The organism is Gemmobacter lutimaris (assembly GCF_003570715.1).
GTDB classification, from domain to species: domain Bacteria; phylum Pseudomonadota; class Alphaproteobacteria; order Rhodobacterales; family Rhodobacteraceae; genus Gemmobacter; species Gemmobacter lutimaris.
In genome coordinates this window covers 76,820-95,126 of the sequence record NZ_QXXQ01000001.1, presented here as the reverse complement: position 1 = coordinate 95,126, position 18,307 = coordinate 76,820, and the positions used below count along the sequence as shown (strand labels likewise).

Below are 18,307 nucleotides of genomic sequence, written 5' to 3'. Positions count from 1 at the left end.
GCGGAAACGGGAGGAAGCGATGGCCAAGGCTCGGGGAGGAGATGGCTGGATCGCGGCGACCGAGGCGGCCGCGCTGGTCGAAGGGCGGCATGGCGATCCTTTCGCCGTGCTGGGCCCGCACCATGACGGCAAGCGCCTTGTGCTGCGGGTGTTCCAGCCGGGGGCGGAGCAGGTCTGGGCGCTGACGCCTGATCCGCTGGAATTGCAGGCGCTGGGGCAGGGGCTGTTCGCGGGCGAAGTGCCTTCCGCCGACTACCGGCTGCGGGCGGAAGGCGGCGGCACGACCTGGGACTGGGACGACCCGTTCCGCTTTGGCCCGGTGCTGGGCGAGATGGACGAATATCTGCTGGGCGAGGGCACGCACAAGCGACTCTGGCAGGTGCTGGGCGCGCATGTGATCGACCATGAGGGCGCGGAGGGCACGCATTTCGCGGTCTGGGCGCCCAATGCCGAACGGGTTTCGGTGGTGGGCGATTTCAATCTTTGGGACGGCCGCCGCCACCCGATGCGCCGCCGCGGCGCGACTGGCGTATGGGAGACCTTCATCCCCGGTCTGGGCGAAGGCACGGTCTACAAATACGAAATCCGCGGTCCGGACGGGCAGGTTCTGCCGCTGAAGGCCGATCCGGTGGGCTTTGGCAGCGAACACGCGCCGCAGAATGCCTCGGTCGTGCGACGGATTGACGGGGCGGACTGGGGCGATGCGGGCTGGATGAACCACCGCAGGGGGCGCCATTCCATCGAGGCGCCGATTTCGGTTTACGAGGTGCATCTGGGAAGCTGGCGCCGCGCACCGGGGGACCGGATGCTCAGCTATACCGAGCTTGCCGAACAACTGGTCGGTTATGCCGCCGACATGGGGTTTACCCATCTCGAACTGTTGCCGGTGTCGGAATACCCCTTTGACGGAAGCTGGGGCTATCAGCCGGTCGGGCTGTTCGCGCCCACCATCCGCCATGGCACGCCAAACGAGTTCCGCGCATTAGTGGATGCGGCGCACCGCAAGGGGCTGGGCATCATCCTCGACTGGGTGCCGGGGCATTTCCCCACCGATCCGCACGGGCTGGGCCGGTTCGACGGCACGCCGCTTTACGAACATGCCGACCCGCGCGAGGGGTTCCATCAGGACTGGAACACGCTGATCTACAATTACGGCCGGACCGAAGTGCAGAATTTCCTCGTGTCCAACGCGCTTTACTGGCTGGAGGAATACCACATCGACGGCTTGCGCGTGGATGCCGTGGCCTCGATGCTGTACCGCGATTATTCGCGCGGCGAGGGGCAATGGGTGCCCAACAAGGATGGCGGGCGTGAGAATTACGAAGCCATCGCCATGCTGCGCCGGATGAACACGGTGGCATACGGCGAATGCCCCGGCATCGTGACGGTCGCCGAGGAAAGCACCGCCTTTCCGGGCGTGTCGCGCCCTGCGGATTGGGGCGGGCTGGGCTTCGGCTTCAAGTGGAACATGGGCTGGATGAACGATACGCTGGCCTATATCGGCCGCGATCCGGTCTATCGCAAATACCACCATCACCAGATGACCTTCGGCCTGCATTATGCGTGGTCGGAAAACTATATCCTGCCGATCAGCCATGACGAGGTGGTGCACGGCAAGGGCAGTATGTTTACGCGGATGCCGGGAGAGAGTGAACAGAAGTTCGCAAACCTGCGCGCCTATTACGGCTTCATGTGGGGGCACCCCGGCAAGAAGCTGCTGTTCATGGGCTGTGAATTCGCGCAGGCGCGCGAATGGAACTACAGCCAGAGCCTCGACTGGCATTTGCTGGACGACCCGAGCGACGGTGCCCGCCATCGCGGCATGCAACGGCTGATCCGCGATCTGAACACGCTTTATCGTGCGACACCGGCGCTGCATGTGAACGACTGCCGCCCCGAGGGGTTCCAGTGGCTTGAGGCCAATGATGCCGAGGGATCAACCTATGCCTGGCTGCGCAAGGGTGCGCCGGGGGATGCGCAGGTGGTTGTGGCCGTGAACATGACGCCGGTGGAGCGGCGCCTGCGCATTGGCCTGCCCGCAGGTGGCGCATGGGCCGAGGCGCTGAACACCGATGCCGAAATCTATGGCGGTGGCAATCGGGGCAACATGGGCGGCGTGACCGCCGAAGCCGTGCCGCATCACGGGCAGGCGCATTCCGCCGAAATCACGCTTCCGCCGCTGTCGGCAGTCTTTTTGCGGCAAGATATTCATTAGTGCGGGCGAGGAGGCCCGGAGGAGGACACCATGAAGGCAAGACCGAACCAGAGACTTTCCTCGCAGGCCATGGCCTTCGTGCTGGCCGGGGGGCGCGGCTCGCGCCTGAAGGAGCTGACCGACCGGCGCGCCAAACCGGCGGTCTATTTCGGCGGCAAGACCCGGATCATCGACTTCGCGCTGTCGAATGCGCTGAACTCGGGTGTGCGCAAGATGGCAATTGCCACGCAATACAAGGCGCACAGCCTGATCCGCCACATGCAGCGCGGCTGGAACTTCTTTCGTGCGGAACGCAACGAATATCTGGACATCCTGCCCGCCAGCCAGCGCGTCGATGAAAGCAAATGGTATCTGGGCACCGCCGATGCGGTGGCGCAGAACATCGACATCGTGGACAGCTACGGGGTGAAATATGTCATCATCCTGGCGGGTGACCACATCTACAAGATGGATTACGAAATCATGCTGGTGCAGCATGTGGCGACCGGCGCCGATGTGACCATCGGCTGCCTGACAGTGCCCAAGGCCGAGGCGACGGCTTTCGGTGTGATGCATGTGGATGTCGACGGGCGGATCACTGATTTTCTGGAAAAGCCGAAAGACCCGCCGACCATTCCGGGCGATCCTGCGCACAGCCTCGCCTCGATGGGGATTTACGTCTTCAACTGGGATTTCCTGCGCGACCTGCTGCTGAAGGATGCAGAAGACCCGAACTCCAGCCACGATTTCGGCAATGACCTGATCCCCGACATCGTGAAGAACGGCAAGGCCATGGCCCATCGCTTCAGCGAAAGCTGCGTGACGACCGGGCTGGAGGACGAACCCTATTGGCGCGACGTCGGCACGATCGACGCCTTCTGGCAGGCCAATATCGACCTGACCGATTTTGTGCCGAAGCTGGATATCTACGACAATTCCTGGCCGATCTGGACCTATGCCGAGCTGGTGCCGCCCGCGAAGTTCATCCATGACGAGGATGGCGGGCGGCGCGGCTACGCGGTGTCCTCGCTCGTTTCGGGCGATTGCATCGTCTCGGGGTCGGAGGTGCGCAATTCGCTGCTGTTCACCGGCTGTCGCACCCATAGCTGGGCCTCGCTTGACCATGTGGTCGCGCTGCCGCAGGTGGATGTGGGGCGCCGCGCGGAACTGAGCCATTGCGTCATCGACCGCGGCGTGAAAATCCCCGAGGGTCTGGTGATCGGAAAAGACCCGGAGGAAGATGCAAAATGGTTCCGGCGCAGCGAGGGCGGTGTGGTGCTGATCACGCAGGACATGATCGACCGCTGGTCGCGGGCAAAGCTGTAAACGACGGGGGCATCGGCCGTTTGTGGGGCCGGTGCCCGCGATTTCGGGTATGAATGAGGGGCCGGGGATGACGACGATGAAGCGGGTGCTGTCTGTGGCGTCGGAATGCGTGCCGCTGGTCAAGACCGGCGGGCTGGCCGATGTGGTGGGGGCGCTGCCGGGCGCGCTCGCCGGGCAAGGCTGGGAGATGCGGGTGCTTTTGCCGGCCTATCGGGCGCTGCGGCCGCTCTGTGCCGATTGGCCCGAGGTCTTTGCGCTGGACGATCTGTTCGGCGGGCGCGGCGCGGTGAAGGCGGGCGAGGTTGCCGGGATTGCGGTGCTGCTTCTGGACGCGCCGCATCTTTATGACCGCGAGGGCGGCCCCTATAACAGCGGCGGCGCCGACTGGCCGGACAATCCGCAGCGCTTTGCGGCGCTGAGCTGGGTGGCGGCGGAAATCGCGCGGCGCGGGCTGTCGGATGGCTGGCGGCCGCAGGTGCTGCATGCACATGACTGGCAGGCGGGTTTCGCCCCGGCCTATCTGGCCTTCGGTGGCCCGCGCGATGTGGGGTCGGTCATCACCATCCACAACATCGCCTTTCAGGGCTGGGCCGAGGCCGCGATGCTGTCCACGCTGCGGCTGCCTGCGCATGAGTTTCATGCGGCCTCGCTGGAATATTATGGCGGGCTGTCGAGCCTCAAGGCCGGGATGGTGACGGCGGATCGCATCACTACCGTCTCGCCGCGTTACGCCGAAGAGCTGATGCGCCCCGAATTCGGCATGGGGCTGCAAGGCATCGTGGCGGCGCGCGCGGCGGAGGTGCAGGGTATCCTCAACGGCGTGGACGAAGGTGTCTGGTCGCCCGAGGCCGAGGCGGTGCCCTATACCGCCACCCGGATCAAGGGCAAGGCCGCGAACCGCGCCGCCCTTTGCGCCGAATTCGGGCTGGAGGAGGTGCCGGGGCCGCTCGCCATCGTGGTCAGCCGGCTGACTGATCAGAAGGGAATGGACCTGCTGCCCGAGGTCTTGCCCGATTTCATCGCGGCCGGTGGCGGGTTGGCCGTGCTGGGGTCCGGCGATCCGGTGCTGGAGGCGGCGATGCTGGATCTGGCGGCGCGCTTCCCCGGCAGGGTCGGCGTGCGCATCGGCTATGACGAGGGGCTGAGCCACCGCATGTTCGCGGGCGCCGACGCGGTGCTGGTGCCCTCGCGGTTCGAACCCTGCGGACTGACGCAGATGTATGGGCTGCGCTATGGAACGCTTCCGGTGGTGGCGGCGGTGGGCGGGCTGGCCGATACGGTCATCACTGCCAATCCGGCGGCGCTGGCGGCGGGCACGGCGACCGGCATCACCTTCCACCCGACCGATGCCACCGCCTTCGCGGGCGCGCTGCGGCAGTTGGGCACGCTTTACGCCGATCCGAAGCTCTGGGCGCAGATCCGCCGCCGCGCGATGGCGCAGCCGGTGGGATGGGCGGCCTCGGCCGCCGCCTATGCCCGGCTTTACGACAGCATCCTGCGGCCATGATCGCGGCGCATGGCCTTCCCGACCGGCTGGCCGGTCACGCGCTGACTCCCGGCCGCCCCTGGCCGCTGGGGGCAAGCTTTGACGGCGAGGGGGTGAATTTCGCACTGTTCTCTGCCCATGCCGAACGGGTGGAGCTGTGCCTGTTTTCACCCGATGGACGACGTGAGCTGTGTCGCATTGCACTGCGCGACCGGGATGGAGACATCTGGCATATCCATATCGGCGGGCTGACCCCCGGCACGCTTTACGGCTTTCGTGTGCATGGGCCTTATGCACCGGAAGGCGGGCATCGGTTCAACCCGCACAAGCTGTTGCTGGACCCCTATACGCGGCAGCTTTCCGGGCGGCTGAAATGGTCGGATGCTCTGATGGGTTACAAGGTTGGCAGCCCGCGCGCTGATCTGTCCTTTGATACCCGTGACAGTGCCTTTGCCGTGCCGAAATCGGTGGTGGTGGACCCGTCATTCAACTGGGGACCGGACCGCGCGCCGCGCCGCGCCTGGCACGAAACGGTGATCTATGAGGCGCATGTGAAGGGCCTGACCGCGCTGCACAAGGGGGTCGAAAAGGCGCTGCGCGGCAGTTTCCTTGGCCTCGCATCGGATTCGGTGCTGGACCATCTGGTGAAGCTGGGCATCACCGCCATCGAACTGCTGCCCGTCCATGCCTTTCTGGATGACCGTTTTCTGGTCGCCAAGGGGCTGCACAACTACTGGGGCTATCAGAGCATCGGCTTTTTCGCCCCTGAACCGCGCTACATGACGCGTGGCGAGGTCTGGGAGTTTCAGACCATGGTGCGCCGTTTCCATGCGGCGGGGATCGAGGTGATCCTTGATGTGGTCTACAACCATTCCGGCGAAGGCGACGAGCTTGGCCCGACGCTGTCGTTTCGCGGTCTGGACAACCGCAGCTATTATCGCCTGCGCGATGGCGGCCGGTTTTACGTCAACGATACCGGCACCGGCAATACGCTGAACCTCGCGCATCCGATGGTGCTGCGCATGGTGATGGACAGCCTGCGCTATTGGGTCGAGGTCATGCATGTCGATGGCTTTCGCTTCGATCTGGCCTCGGTTCTGGGGCGTGAGCCGCACGGGTTTGACCCCAACGGCGGCTTTTTCGATGCGATCCGGCAAGACCCGGTGCTGGCCCGCGTGAAGCTGATTGCCGAGCCGTGGGATATTGGCCCCGGCGGCTATCAGCTTGGCAATTACCCGCATCCCTTCAGCGAATGGAACGACCGTTTCCGCGATGGCATCCGGCGGCTCTGGCGCGGCGATGCGGGCGTGGTGCCCGATCTGGCGCGGCGGCTGCTGGGCAGTGCGGAACTGTTTGATAAGGCCGGGCGCACCGCCTGTGCCTCGGTCAATTTCGTGACGGCGCATGACGGCTTCACGCTGGAGGATCTGGTCAGCTTCACCGTCAAGCGCAACTTCGCCAATGGCGAGGACAACCGCGACGGCCATGACGACAACCATTCCTCGAACATGGGGGTGGAGGGACCAAGCGACGACCCGGCGATCCGCGCCGCGCGGGATCTGCGCAAACGCAACCTGCTGGCGACACTGATGCTGTCGCAGGGCGTGCCCATGTTGCTGGCGGGGGACGAGATCGGCAACAGCCAGCAGGGCAACAACAACGCCTATGCGCAGGATAACGAGATCGGCTGGGTGGATTGGGCGCGGGCGGATGACGGGCTGGCCGCCTTCGTCGCGCGGCTGATCGCGTTGCGGCAGGATCATCGCGTGTTGCGGCAGCGGCGCTTTCTCCATGGGTTGCCGCGCGCGGTGGACGGGCTGCCCGATGTGATCTGGCGCCGCGCCGATGGCGCCACACCCCGGCCCGAGGACTGGCACGACCCGGCCTTCCGTTGTCTTTGCGTCGAATTGCGCCGTGCAGCCGAAGGCGATCTGACCGACCGTGAGGCGATTTTCGCCGTGTGCAATACGGGGTCTGCGGTGCAGCTGACGCTGCCCGATACCGCGCCGGGCTGGCGGCTGGAACTGGATACCACCCGTCCGGATGCCGGGCGGGAACCCGCCGTGCCGGGGCTTGAGGTTCCGGCGCATTCCGTGCTTGTCTTTTCGGCAGACTTCGATCGAGGATCAGAATGACCGTATTGACCATCGCCACCCAGCCCATCGCCGGGCAGAAGCCGGGCACCTCGGGCCTGCGCAAGAAGACCCCGGTGTTCATGGGGGCGCATTATCTTGAAAACTTTGTGCAATCCATTTTCGACGCCATTGGCGGCGCGGCGGGCAAGACCTTTGTTCTGGGTGGTGACGGGCGGTATTTCAACGACCGGGCGGCGCAGACCATCCTGAAGATGGCAGCCGCCAACGGGGCAGCGAAGGTGATCGTCGGTCAGAATGCCGTTCTGTCAACTCCGGCGGCCAGCCATTTGATCCGGCTGAACAAAACCGATGGCGGCATCATCATGTCGGCGAGCCACAACCCCGGCGGTCCCGAGGAGGATTTCGGGGTCAAGTTCAACATGGCCAACGGCGGTCCGGCGCCCGAAGCGGTGACGGAGGCCATGTTTCAGCGCACGACCGAGATCACCGAATACCGGATTTCCGACGCGGCCGACATCGACCTTGGCCGCATCGGGGCCACCACGGTGGATGGCATGGCGGTCGAGGTGGTGGACAGCGTGACCGATTATGCCGCGCTGATGGAAACCCTGTTCGATTTCTCGGCAATCCGGGCGATGTTCGCCTGTGGCTTCCGCATGCGCTTTGATGCGATGTGCGCCGTAACCGGCCCCTATGCCACGGAAATTCTGGAAAACCGCCTTGGTGCGGCCAAGGGCACCGTGACCCATGGCACGCCCTTGCCGGATTTCGGCGGCATGCACCCCGACCCGAACCCGACATGGGCGCATGAACTGATGGCCGAGATGATGGGAGCCGATGCCCCCGACTTCGGCGCGGCCTCGGACGGCGACGGCGACCGCAACATGGTGGTCGGGCGCGGCGTCTATGTCTCGCCCTCGGACAGTCTGGCGGTGCTGGCCGCCAATGCCCATCTGGCGCACGGCTATGCGCGGGGGCTGGCGGGCGTAGCGCGGTCGATGCCGACCTCGGCCGCCGCCGATTTGGTGGCCGATGCGCTTGGAATCGGCAAGTATGAAACCCCGACGGGGTGGAAGTTCTTCGGCAATCTGCTGGACGCGGGCCGCGCCACGCTTTGCGGCGAGGAAAGTTTTGGCACCGGGTCAGACCATGTGCGCGAAAAGGACGGGCTTTGGGCAGTGCTGCTGTGGCTGAACATTCTGGCCGTGCGCCAGCAATCGGTCGCCACGATCATGGCCGAACATTTCGCAAGATTCGGCCGTAACTATTACTCCCGCCACGATTTCGAGGCGATTGCTACCGACAAGGCCGATGCGATGATGGCTGAGCTGCGAGCCAGCCTCGCGGGCCTGAAGGGGCAAAGCGTGGAAGGCATGGAGATCGCGGGTGCCGACGATTTTGCCTATACCGATCCGGTCGATGGCTCGGTCAGCCAGAAGCAGGGCGTGCGCATCCTGTTCACCGACGGGTCGCGCATCGTGATGCGGCTTTCCGGCACCGGAACCGAGGGCGCGACGCTTCGGGTCTATCTGGAACGCTACGCGCCGGGGCCGGAGGGGCTTGACCGTGATCCGCAAGAGGCGCTGGCCCCGGTGATCCGCGCGGCACATGCACTGGCGAAGATCGCGGCACATACCGGCCGAACCGAGCCAAATGTGGTGACCTGAATTTCGCGCAGGCCGGAAGTCTGGTTGAAACCGCGACTTTCGGCTTGCTTGCCACTCGCCCGTGCAGGCGTAAACTGAACGCAGGAACGGAGGTCATGCCATGGCGGAACGTGTGGTAAATACGGCGCTGATCATCGACGATCATCCGCTGTTCTGCGACGCGCTGTCGATCACATTGCGCGCCGTGGCCGGGGTGGCGCAGGTTGAAACGGTGGACCGGCTTGAAACTGCGCTGGCGCGGCTGGAACTGTCGCCAACGCCTGACATCGTCGTGCTGGATCTGAACCTGCCGGATGTGACCGGCCTTGACGGGCTGATCCGGCTGAAGGCCGCGGCGGGGACTGCGCCGGTTCTGGTTGTATCCAGCCTTGCCGACAACCGGGTCATCGCGGCGGTGTTTCAGGCGGGGGCGGCAGGTTTTGTGCCGAAGCACGCAAGGCGCGAGGTGTTCCGTGCGGCGTTTGAGGCGGTGCGGGCCGGTGGCATCTATCAGCCCGAAGGTTATGTTCCGCCCGATGACGAGGACGGGCCGGTGACCTCGCGCGAACAGGCGCTGGCGCGGCTGGCTCTGCTGACCCGGCAACAGGCGAAGATCCTGCAACTGATCTGCGAGGGGCGGCTGAACAAGCAGATTGCCTATGACCTGTCGATTGCCGAAACCACGGTGAAGGCACATGTGACCGCCATCATGCGCAAGCTGGGGGTGCAAAGCCGCACTCAGGCCGTGCTGATCGCCGGCGAGGCGAGCTTCAGCGCCATCATGCCGGAAAACGGCTGAGGCGCCGGGTGCTGGGGGGGATCGGCGAAGGTCTGGTGACGACGGCGCAGGTGCCTGCGGATACGCCACGGGCTGCGGCGCGTCTGGCCGCTGATCTGGGGCCGGGGCCCTATGCCTGCATCTTTCTGTTCATCTCGCCCGAGGCCGATCTGGCCGCATTGCTGGCCGAAAATGCCTTTCAGGCGCCGGTGATCGGTTGCACCACGGCGGGCGAGATTTCGGCGGAAGGCTATGCCGAAGGCAGTATCGTGGCCTTCGGGCTTCATGCCGAATATTTCGCCACCGACATCCTGCTCATTCCAGATCTGGCCACCATCGAGCGCGATGCGCTGATCGGACGGTTGATCCGCAGCCGGCATGGCCTTGCGGAACGTGCCCCGGATTGGGAACATGAATTTGCCTTCCTGATGGTCGATGGCCTGTCCACGCGCGAGGATGAGTTGACCGCGGCGCTGGCCTCGGGGCTTGGGCCGGTGCCGTTGTTTGGCGGATCGGCCGCCGATGGCACGCGCTTCCGCGAGACATTCGTGATTCACGAGGGCCGCGCGTTGCGCAATGCGGCGGTGCTGGCCATGGTGCGGTCACGCTGCCGGGTGAAGGTGTTCAACCTCGACCATCTGGTGCCGACAGAAATCCGCATGGTGGTTACCGAGGCCAATCCGGCCAACCGCACGGTGCGCTGCATCAATGCCGAACCGGCGGCGCGCGAATATGCGCGGTTGTTGGGGAAAGATCCGGGGCAGCTCGATACTTTTACCTTCGCCGCGCATCCGGTGGTGGTGCGGATCGGCGGGCGGCATCATGTGCGCGCCATCCAGCGCGTCGCGCCTGACGGCGATCTGGTGTTCTTTTCCGCCATCGACGAGGGGCTGGTGCTGACCTTGGCCGAGCCGCAGGACATGGTGACCCACCTCCAGCGCGAGCTGGATGCACTGGCCATCGGCAGCGCGCCAGCGGCCATTCTGGCCTGTGATTGCATCCTGCGCCGGATGGAAGCGATGGAGAAACAGAAATCCGGTGCATTGTCGGCCATTCTGCGCGATCATCGGGTGGTCGGTTTCTCCACCTATGGCGAGCAGCTCAATTCCATGCATGTGAACCAGACCATGACCGGCGTTGCCATCTACCCTCCGGGGGCGTGACGCGGGATGCCGGATCAGACGCCGCGGGCCGCCAGCCTGCTGAACCCCGCCGATCCGCCGGAGCGTCAGCGCGAAAAGCTGATGGCGATTGCCGAGGTGCTGATGCGGCGGGTCGAACAGGTGACCGACGACAGCGGCGCCGCCTATGCCCAGTTCCAGCGTGCGGCGCTTCTGGAAGATCAGGTCCGCGCCCGCACCCGTGATCTGGAACGCGCGCTGGACCTTTTGAACCAGTCGAACGCCCGACTGGCCGACGCCAATCACGAGGCCGAAGCTGCGCGCCGCAACCTCGCCGATGCCATCGAGACGGTGCAGGAGGGCTTTGCCCTGTTCGGCCCCGACGAGGTGCTGGTCATGTGCAACTCGCGCTTCTGCATGCAGATGCTGGACCTGCGCGATCATCTGCGCCCCGGTCTTGCCTTTGACGATTACATCGACCTTGTCAGCCGGTCGCGCTTCATGGCCCTGCCGCAGGGGGAAAGCCCTGCCGAATGGGCGGTGCGGCGGCGCAAACGGCATCAGGACCGCCATGTCATCTTCAACGTGCGGCTGATCTGGGACCGCTGGTTGCAGGTGTCCGAGCATCGCACCGCCAATGGCGGCACCGTGATCCTGCAAACCGATGTGACCGACATCATCCGGCTGGAACGCGAAGAACGTGGCAAGATGCTGGACGATCAGGCCCGCATCATCCGCGCCACGCTGGATCATATCAGCCAGGGGGTCTGCATTTTTGACAGTGCCACCCGGCTGGTGGGCTGGAACGCGCGACTGGGCGATCTGCTGGCGATTCCCGTGACGCGCTTCCGCCCCGGTGTCACCTTCGATACGCTGATGGAGCGCTTTGGTGCCGAGGCGAGCTTTGGCGATGGCATGACGGCCGAGGTGCTGCGCTCCTGGGCGTCGGCGAAGCAACGCCAGACGCTCAGCTTCGAGTTGCGGCGCGGGCCCTTCATTCTTCAGGCCGATGCGCAGGAAATGCCGGATGGCGGCTTCGTGCTCAGCTTCACTGACATCACCGCCGAACGCGCGGCGCGCGCGGCGCTGGCGGCGGTGAACGAAACGCTGGAGGCGCGCGTGACCGAACGCACGCTGGAACTGGCCGATGCGCTGGCCGATGCCGAACGCGCCAATGCCAGCCGCGCGCGTTTCGTCGCGGCGGCCAGCCACGACCTGCTGCAACCCTTGTCGGCGGCCAAGCTGTTCATTGGCTCGATCCCGGCAGAGGAACTGGACCCGGCGGCGGAAGAGGCGGTGACCAAGGCGCAGAATGCGCTGGTGCAGGTGGAAGGCATCCTTGGCGCGCTGCTGGATATTTCCAAGCTGGAAAGCGGCCGACTGGCGGTGACGCCACGCGCGCTGACGCTGAACCGCGTTCTCGATCCGCTGCGCGAGGAATTTGCCGCCATCGCCGCCGCCAAGGGGCTGCGGCTGACGGTGATGCCCAGTTCCGCCGTTGTGGTGTCGGACCCGGCCTATCTGCGGCGCATTCTGCAAAATCTGATCGGCAACGCCGTGCGCTATACCCGGCGCGGCCGGGTTCTGGTGGGCGCGCGGCGGCAGGGCGGTCTGATCCGGCTGGAGGTGCGTGATACCGGCCCCGGCATCGCGGAGGAGGATCAGGATGCCATCTTCCGCGAGTTTCACCGGCTGGATGCACCGGCCTCTGCCTCTGAGGGCATGGGGCTGGGTCTTGCCATTGTCGAACGCGCCTGCGCGGCGCTTGGTCATCCGCTTGGTCTGCAATCGGAACCGGGACGCGGCAGTTGCTTCATGGTGCAGCTTGCCCGCGCCGAACCGGGGGCAGAGGCGCTGCCTGCCCCGCCGCGCAGCGAACCCGCCGCGCGACCCACGCCTGACCGCATCGTCTTTCTGATCGAAAACGAACCCGACCTGCGCCGCGCGCTGGGGCTGATGCTGGAAAAATGGGGCATGACCGTGCTGGACGCCGGCAATGCCGAAGAAGCCGAGGCGCTGATCGAGGAAATCGGCATCCTGCCCGATGTGTTCATCGTGGATCAGCAGCTTGGCGAGGGCCGATCAGGCCTTGATTTTCTGCGCGAGATCCGTGCACGGCACCCGCATCTGCCGGTCAGCCTCATCACGGCGGGCCGCGAAACCGGCATTCGCCGTGCCTGCCTGGATCTGGGGGCGGAACTGTTTCTGAAACCGCTGGACCCGCGCGCACTGGAATCCTGGCTTGCCCGACTCCCCGCGGGGATGTGAGACTTACGACTATGGTTTGATAGCGGCCTGCGCCGGAATGCTGTTAGCGTAGGTCAGACAGAGGGGGATTTTCATGCAACTCACTGACCAGCGCGACATCAAGGCCGATCCGAAGACGGTATGGGACGCCATTCTGGACCCGGAGATGCTGCGCGCCGCGGTGCCGGGCTGCGAAAGCGTGACCGGCAGCGTCGCCGACGGATATGAGGCCGTGGTGGTGCAGAAGGTTGGCCCGGTAAAGGCCAAGTTTACCGGCGTCGTCACCATTTCGGACATCGTGGAAGGCGAAAGCCTGACCATCACCGGCGAGGGCAAGGGCGGTGCAGCGGGCTTTGCAAAGGGGGGCGCCAAGGTGCGGTTCGAGCCGATCCCCGAGGGCACGCGCCTGAGCTATGAGGTCGAGGCCAATGTCGGGGGCAAGCTGGCGCAGCTTGGCAGCCGCATCATTGACGGCTTTGCCAAGAAGATGGCCGATGAATTCTTCGAGCGGTTCCAGCAGGCCGTCGAAGGCCCGGCAGAACCCGAGGCCGAAGCCGCCGCCGACGAGGTCGCGCCGGAACAGAAAAAGGGCTGGTTCAAGAAGCTGATCAGCTGAGAACCGCAACCCAGCACGCAATAAAGCCAGGGAGGAAGAAATGGCGAAAGTCTCGATGACGGTGAACGGCAAGTCCGTTTCCGGCGAGGTGGAAGGGCGCACGCTCCTTTCCACCTTTTTGCGCGAAGGGCTGGGGCTGACCGGCACTCATGTCGGCTGCGACACCTCGCAATGCGGCGCCTGTGTCGTGCATATCGACGGCAAGGCGGTAAAAAGCTGCACCACTTTCGCGCAGGACGTGGCGGGCGCCGAGGTCAAGACGATTGAGGGCATGGCCAATACCGATGGCTCGCTTTCGACGATCCAGCAGGCGTTTCAGGATCACCATGGCCTGCAATGCGGCTTCTGCACGCCGGGCATGGTGATGAGCGCGGCCGCCCTGCTGGCCGACAACCCCAAACCGACCGAAGCCGAGGTGCGGCACCATCTGGAAGGCAATATCTGCCGCTGCACGGGCTACCACAACATCGTCAAGGCGGTGCTGGCGGCTTCCGGGCAGGACGTCGGTCAGATCGCTGCGGAATAATATTCTATAACAGGGATTTGCGGGGCGTCTTTGACGCATCGCTTCAAGGGAGGTATTCATGCCGAAAGACGGTGGCATCGGCGCCAGCACCAAGCGGCGCGAGGATGTGCGGTTCCTGACCGGAAAGGGCCGCTATACGGACGACATCAATATCCGTGGCCAGGCCCATGCCTGGTTCGTGCGCTCGGATGTGGCGCATGGCACGCTGAACAAGGTGGATGTGGCGGCGGCCGAGGCGATGCCCGGCGTTCTGAAAGTCTTCACCGCCGCCGATTTCGCGGGCGTGGGTGGCATTCCCTGTGGCTGGCAGGTGACCGATCGTTTCGGCAAACCGATGCTGGAGCCCAAGCACCCGGTTCTGGCCGAGGGCAAGGTGCGCCACGTCGGCGACCCGATCGCCGTTGTGGTGGCCGAAACGCTGGAACAGGCGCGCGACGCGGCCGAGGCGGTGGAGGTCGACATCTCCGAACTGACCCCGGTGCTGGACATGAAGGCTGCGATTGCGGCCGATGCGCCGAAAGTGCATGAGGAAATCGGTTCAAACCTTTGCTATGACTGGGGGTTTGTCGAGGAAAACAAGGCAGCGGTGGAAGAGGCGTTCAAGAACGCGGCTCATGTCACCACGCTGGAACTGGTGAACAACCGTCTGGTCGCCAACCCGATGGAACCGCGCGTCGCCGTCGGCGATTTCGACAGCGCAGGCGGGATGCACACGCTTTATACCACCTCGCAGAACCCGCATGTCATCCGCCTGCTGATGGGCGCCTTCGTGCTGGGTATCCCCGAACACAAGCTGCGCGTCGTGGCGCCGGATGTCGGCGGTGGTTTCGGGTCGAAGATCTATCACTACGCGGAAGAGGCTTTCGTTACTTTCGCCGCCAAGACCTTGAATCGGCCGGTGAAATGGACCTCGACCCGCTCGGAGGCCTTCATTTCCGACGCGCAGGGCCGTGACCATGTGACCAAGATCGAACTGGCGCTGGACAAGGACAACAACTTTACCGCGCTGCGGACGGAAACCTATGCGAATATGGGAGCTTACCTCTCGACCTTCGCACCGTCGATCCCGACTTGGCTGCACGGCACGCTGATGGCGGGCAACTATCGGACGCCGTTGATCTATGTGAATGTGAAGGCCGTGTTCACCAATACCGTGCCGGTGGACGCCTACCGCGGCGCGGGTCGTCCCGAAGCGACCTTCCAGCTGGAGCGTCTGGTGGACAAGGCGGCGCGTGAGCTGGGCGTTAGCCCGGTCGAACTGCGCCGGCAGAACTTCATCAAGCCTGACCAGTTCCCCTATCAGACCCCGGTTGCCGTGGTCTACGATACGGGCAACTACGACGCCACGATGGACAAGCTGCTGGAAATCTCGGATTACGCGGGCTTCCCGGCGCGCGCGGCCGAGGCGAAGGCGCGCGGCAAGTGGCGCGGCTTTGGTGTGGCGCATTATATCGAGGCCTGCGGTATCGCGCCCTCGAACCTCGTGGGCCAGCTTGGCGCCCGCGCGGGGCTTTACGAAAGCGCCACGGTGCGGGTGAATGCCACCGGCTCGCTGTCGGTCTTTACCGGCTCGCACAGCCATGGTCAGGGGCATGAGACCAGCTTCGCGCAGGTGGTGGCCGAGATGATCGGCATCGACGCGGGCCAGATCGAGATCGTGCATGGCGATACCTCGAACACGCCGATGGGCATGGGCACCTACGGGTCGCGCAGCCTCGCGGTCGGTGGGTCGGCCATCGTCAAGGCCACGAACAAGATCATCAATAAAGCCAAGAAGATCGCGGCGCATCTTCTGGAAGCGTCTGAAGCGGATATCGAGCTGAAGGACGGTAAGTTCTCGGTCGCGGGCACCGACAAGTCGGTGGATTGGTCGGGGGTGACGCTGGCCGCCTATGTGCCGCATAACTACCCGCTGGAAAGCATGGAGCCGGGGCTGGAGGAAACCGCCTTCTACGATCCGTCCAACTTCACCTATCCGTCGGGCGGCTATGGTTGCGAGGTCGAGGTCGATCCCGAAACCGGCAAGGTGGAGATTGTGGCCTTCAGCGCGGCAGACGATTTCGGCAATATCGTCAATCCGATGATCGTTGAAGGTCAGGTGCAGGGCGGGCTGGCGCAGGGCATAGGTCAGGCGCTGATGGAAAACTGCGTTTTCGATGAAAACGGCCAGCTTCTGTCGGGGTCCTTCATGGATTACGCCATGCCGCGCGCCGAAGACGTGCCGTTCTTCAAGGTGGATCACAGCTGCGTCACGCCTTGCACGCATAACCCGCTGGGTGTGAAGGGCTGCGGCGAGGCTGGCGCCATCGGCTCGCCCCCCGCTGTGGTCAACGCGGTGATCGACGCCTTCCATCGCGCCGGCCGCACCGACATCACCCATATCGACATGCCCGTTTCGCCTGCCCGTGTCTGGGCGGCGCTGAACGGCTGAGGAGGTCAGGATGTATAACTTCGAATTCGTCAAACCCTCCAGCATCGCCGAGGCAGTGAAGGCGCTGGCCGAAGACGGGGCGCAACCGCTTTCTGGCGGTCAAACCCTGATTCCGACGCTGAAACAGCGACTGAACCAGCCCGACATGCTGGTCAGCCTGACCGGCATCGCCGAGATGAAGGGCATCAAGGCCGAGGGCGGCGCGCTGGTCATCGGTGGCGCCACCCCGCATGCGGCGGTGGCGGCCGAGGCGGCGGCGCATTATCCGGCGCTGGCGGCGCTGGCCGGGAACATCGGCGATCCGGCGGTGCGCAACCGGGGCACCATTGGTGGCAGCCTTGCCAACAATGACCCCTCTGCCTGCTATCCTTCGGCGGCGCTGGCCTCGGGGGCGACCATCGTGACCGACCGGCGCGAGATTGCGGCGGACGATTACTTTCAGGGCATGTTCGCCACCGCGCTGGACGAGGGTGAGATCATCACCGCCGTCCGTCTGCCGATCCCGCAGAAGGCGGCCTATGTGAAGTTCAACCAACCGGCCTCGCGCTTCGCACTCACGGGTGTATTCGTCGCCAAATTCGCCGATGGCGTGCGGGTGGCGATCACCGGCGCGTCGAATGATGGCGTGTTCCGCTGGGCCGAGGCCGAAGCCGCGCTGAGCGCGAATTTTGCACCCGAGGCGCTGGAGGGGCTGAGCCTGTCGGGCGACAACATGATCAGCGACCTGCACGGCACTGGCCCCTATCGCGCCCATCTGTGCAAGGTGCTGGCCAAGCGCGCCGTCGCGGCGGCCTGATCTTCATGCTATACCAAGGAAAGGCCCGCCAAGTGGCGGGCTTTTCTGTATTTTACAGATTGTCCAGATAGACCGCGCAGCCGGTCAGCGCGGCATAGTCATCCTCGATGACTGAAACGGCGAAATTCGCCATGAAGCCGGCGAAACGCCCCTTGTCACGGAAGGCATCGGCAAAACCGAAACGATCAAGCCAGGGCTGGAAGGCGCGGGCGACGCCACCGATCAGGAAGATGCCCCCAAAGGGCAGATGCACCAGCGCCAGATTGCCGATCTCTGCCCCGAGCAGGCGAACGTAGAGCCGCCCGGCGGCCTCGGCCGCGGCATCGCCCTCGGCCAGCGCCTCCATGATTTCGGCCGCCGACATCTCGCCGGGGTCGCCCGCCTCGCTGCGCACGAAGGCATAAAGCCGTTCCAGCCCGCGCCCGGCCAGCACGTCCTCGACCCCCGGAAAGCCATGCGCGGTTTCCACGAAACGGGCGAGTCGCAGGTCGGCCTCGGTGCGGATGGGCATGTTGATATGACCACATTCCGAGGCGGCGACGATGCGCACACCGCGCGCGTCATGCACGGGGGCCGCGTTGAAGCCGGTGCCCGCGCCGATCACCAGCTTGGCGTCCTCGGGCTGCACCGGGCCGTCGATGATGCGGGCCAGCTTGTCCTCGGCGATATGGCCGAGCGCATGCCCCTGCGCCTGAAGGTCGTTCAGGATCGCCACCCGTTCCGCCCCGGTGGCGCGGCTCAGTGCGGCGCCGTCGATCGTCCAGCTAAGGTTGGTCATGGTCGCCACACCATGCCGCACCGGCCCGGCCGCCGCGACACAGGCGCCCGCGCAATCCTTCACCCCCGCATCGTCCAGGTAACGGCGCAGAATGGTTTCCAGCCCCGGAAACTCGGCATTGCGGAACCGGCGGATACTGTCCGCGCGGATGGTCTTGCCATCTGCCAGCGCCACGCGGGTATTGGTGCCACCGATATCGGCAACCAGCGAGAAGGGGTCACTCATGCTATCCTCCGTTGCATAAGCGGGTGCCGGGCCAGAGCAAC

The 18,307-nt window shown here is 64.9% G+C and carries 13 protein-coding genes; 12 read left to right on the top strand and 1 reads right to left on the bottom strand.

What is annotated here, in order from left to right:
• Positions 1 to 19 precede the first annotated feature (19 nt).
• The 12 genes from glgB to D2N39_RS00375 all read left to right on the top strand — a co-directional run bounded on the left by glgB (position 20) and on the right by D2N39_RS00375 (position 17,263).
• Entirely contained in the window at positions 20 to 2,215 is a 2,196-nt protein-coding gene (gene glgB, locus D2N39_RS00430) for a 1,4-alpha-glucan branching protein GlgB (RefSeq protein ID WP_119132807.1), read from the top strand.
• A 30-nt stretch (positions 2,216 to 2,245) separates the two neighbouring features.
• Positions 2,246 to 3,520: a glucose-1-phosphate adenylyltransferase gene (glgC, locus tag D2N39_RS00425; protein ID WP_119132806.1), complete on the top strand. Its 1,275-nt coding sequence runs from the start codon at positions 2,246 to 2,248 to the stop codon at positions 3,518 to 3,520.
• Between the two features lie 76 nt (positions 3,521 to 3,596).
• Positions 3,597 to 5,027 carry a glycogen synthase GlgA gene (glgA, locus tag D2N39_RS00420; RefSeq protein ID WP_407645516.1) on the top strand — a complete coding sequence of 477 codons (1,431 nt, stop codon included), beginning with the start codon at positions 3,597 to 3,599 and terminating at the stop codon, positions 5,025 to 5,027.
• Positions 5,024 to 7,141 (top strand): glycogen debranching protein GlgX, encoded by a 2,118-nt coding sequence (gene glgX / locus D2N39_RS00415; protein ID WP_119132802.1) that lies wholly within the window; start codon positions 5,024 to 5,026, stop codon positions 7,139 to 7,141. Before glgA ends, glgX begins: the two co-directional genes overlap by 4 nt.
• On the top strand, positions 7,138 to 8,769 hold the full coding sequence (locus D2N39_RS00410; protein ID WP_119132800.1) for an alpha-D-glucose phosphate-specific phosphoglucomutase: 1,632 nt from the start codon (positions 7,138 to 7,140) through the stop codon (positions 8,767 to 8,769). The genes glgX and D2N39_RS00410 overlap by 4 nt, the downstream gene beginning before the upstream one ends.
• Before the next feature lie 100 nt (positions 8,770 to 8,869).
• Positions 8,870 to 9,547 (top strand): response regulator transcription factor, encoded by a 678-nt coding sequence (locus D2N39_RS00405; RefSeq protein ID WP_119132798.1) that lies wholly within the window; start codon positions 8,870 to 8,872, stop codon positions 9,545 to 9,547.
• Positions 9,548 to 9,555: 8 nt separating this feature from the next.
• Positions 9,556 to 10,689 carry an FIST N-terminal domain-containing protein gene (locus D2N39_RS00400; RefSeq protein ID WP_233557014.1) on the top strand — a complete coding sequence of 378 codons (1,134 nt, stop codon included), beginning with the start codon at positions 9,556 to 9,558 and terminating at the stop codon, positions 10,687 to 10,689.
• Positions 10,690 to 10,695: 6 nt separating this feature from the next.
• Positions 10,696 to 12,915 (top strand): hybrid sensor histidine kinase/response regulator, encoded by a 2,220-nt coding sequence (locus tag D2N39_RS00395; RefSeq protein WP_119132794.1) that lies wholly within the window; start codon positions 10,696 to 10,698, stop codon positions 12,913 to 12,915.
• A gap of 73 nt (positions 12,916 to 12,988) precedes the next feature.
• The gene (locus tag D2N39_RS00390; RefSeq protein ID WP_119132792.1) at positions 12,989 to 13,510 is read left to right on the top strand and encodes a CoxG family protein; all 522 of its coding nucleotides are present in this window, start codon (positions 12,989 to 12,991) and stop codon (positions 13,508 to 13,510) included.
• A 40-nt stretch (positions 13,511 to 13,550) separates the two neighbouring features.
• Entirely contained in the window at positions 13,551 to 14,036 is a 486-nt protein-coding gene (locus tag D2N39_RS00385) for a (2Fe-2S)-binding protein (protein ID WP_119132791.1), read from the top strand.
• Between the two features lie 58 nt (positions 14,037 to 14,094).
• Entirely contained in the window at positions 14,095 to 16,467 is a 2,373-nt protein-coding gene (locus D2N39_RS00380; RefSeq protein ID WP_119132789.1) for a xanthine dehydrogenase family protein molybdopterin-binding subunit, read from the top strand.
• Between the two features lie 10 nt (positions 16,468 to 16,477).
• Complete coding sequence (locus D2N39_RS00375) at positions 16,478 to 17,263, top strand: FAD binding domain-containing protein (protein ID WP_119132787.1); 786 nt, start codon at positions 16,478 to 16,480, stop codon at positions 17,261 to 17,263.
• Between the two features lie 52 nt (positions 17,264 to 17,315).
• Here D2N39_RS00375 and D2N39_RS00370 read toward each other — a convergent pair whose 3' ends face one another.
• Positions 17,316 to 18,266: a glucokinase gene (locus D2N39_RS00370; RefSeq protein ID WP_119132785.1), complete on the bottom strand. Its 951-nt coding sequence runs from the start codon at positions 18,264 to 18,266 to the stop codon at positions 17,316 to 17,318.
• Between the last annotated feature and the right edge of the window lie 41 nt (positions 18,267 to 18,307).

Bases quoted from the DNA above. Each gene is read 5' to 3' on its own strand.
- glgB (WP_119132807.1), top strand. From the start codon at position 20: ATGGCCAAGGCTCGGGGAGGAGATGGCTGGATCGCGGCGACCGAGGCG.
- glgC (WP_119132806.1), top strand. From the start codon at position 2,246: ATGAAGGCAAGACCGAACCAGAGACTTTCCTCGCAGGCCATGGCCTTC.
- glgA (WP_407645516.1), top strand. From the start codon at position 3,597: ATGAAGCGGGTGCTGTCTGTGGCGTCGGAATGCGTGCCGCTGGTCAAG.
- glgX (WP_119132802.1), top strand. From the start codon at position 5,024: ATGATCGCGGCGCATGGCCTTCCCGACCGGCTGGCCGGTCACGCGCTG.
- D2N39_RS00410 (WP_119132800.1), top strand. From the start codon at position 7,138: ATGACCGTATTGACCATCGCCACCCAGCCCATCGCCGGGCAGAAGCCG.
- D2N39_RS00405 (WP_119132798.1), top strand. From the start codon at position 8,870: ATGGCGGAACGTGTGGTAAATACGGCGCTGATCATCGACGATCATCCG.
- D2N39_RS00395 (WP_119132794.1), top strand. From the start codon at position 10,696: ATGCCGGATCAGACGCCGCGGGCCGCCAGCCTGCTGAACCCCGCCGAT.
- D2N39_RS00390 (WP_119132792.1), top strand. From the start codon at position 12,989: ATGCAACTCACTGACCAGCGCGACATCAAGGCCGATCCGAAGACGGTA.
- D2N39_RS00385 (WP_119132791.1), top strand. From the start codon at position 13,551: ATGGCGAAAGTCTCGATGACGGTGAACGGCAAGTCCGTTTCCGGCGAG.
- D2N39_RS00380 (WP_119132789.1), top strand. From the start codon at position 14,095: ATGCCGAAAGACGGTGGCATCGGCGCCAGCACCAAGCGGCGCGAGGAT.
- D2N39_RS00375 (WP_119132787.1), top strand. From the start codon at position 16,478: ATGTATAACTTCGAATTCGTCAAACCCTCCAGCATCGCCGAGGCAGTG.
- D2N39_RS00370 (WP_119132785.1), bottom strand. From the start codon at position 18,266: ATGAGTGACCCCTTCTCGCTGGTTGCCGATATCGGTGGCACCAATACC.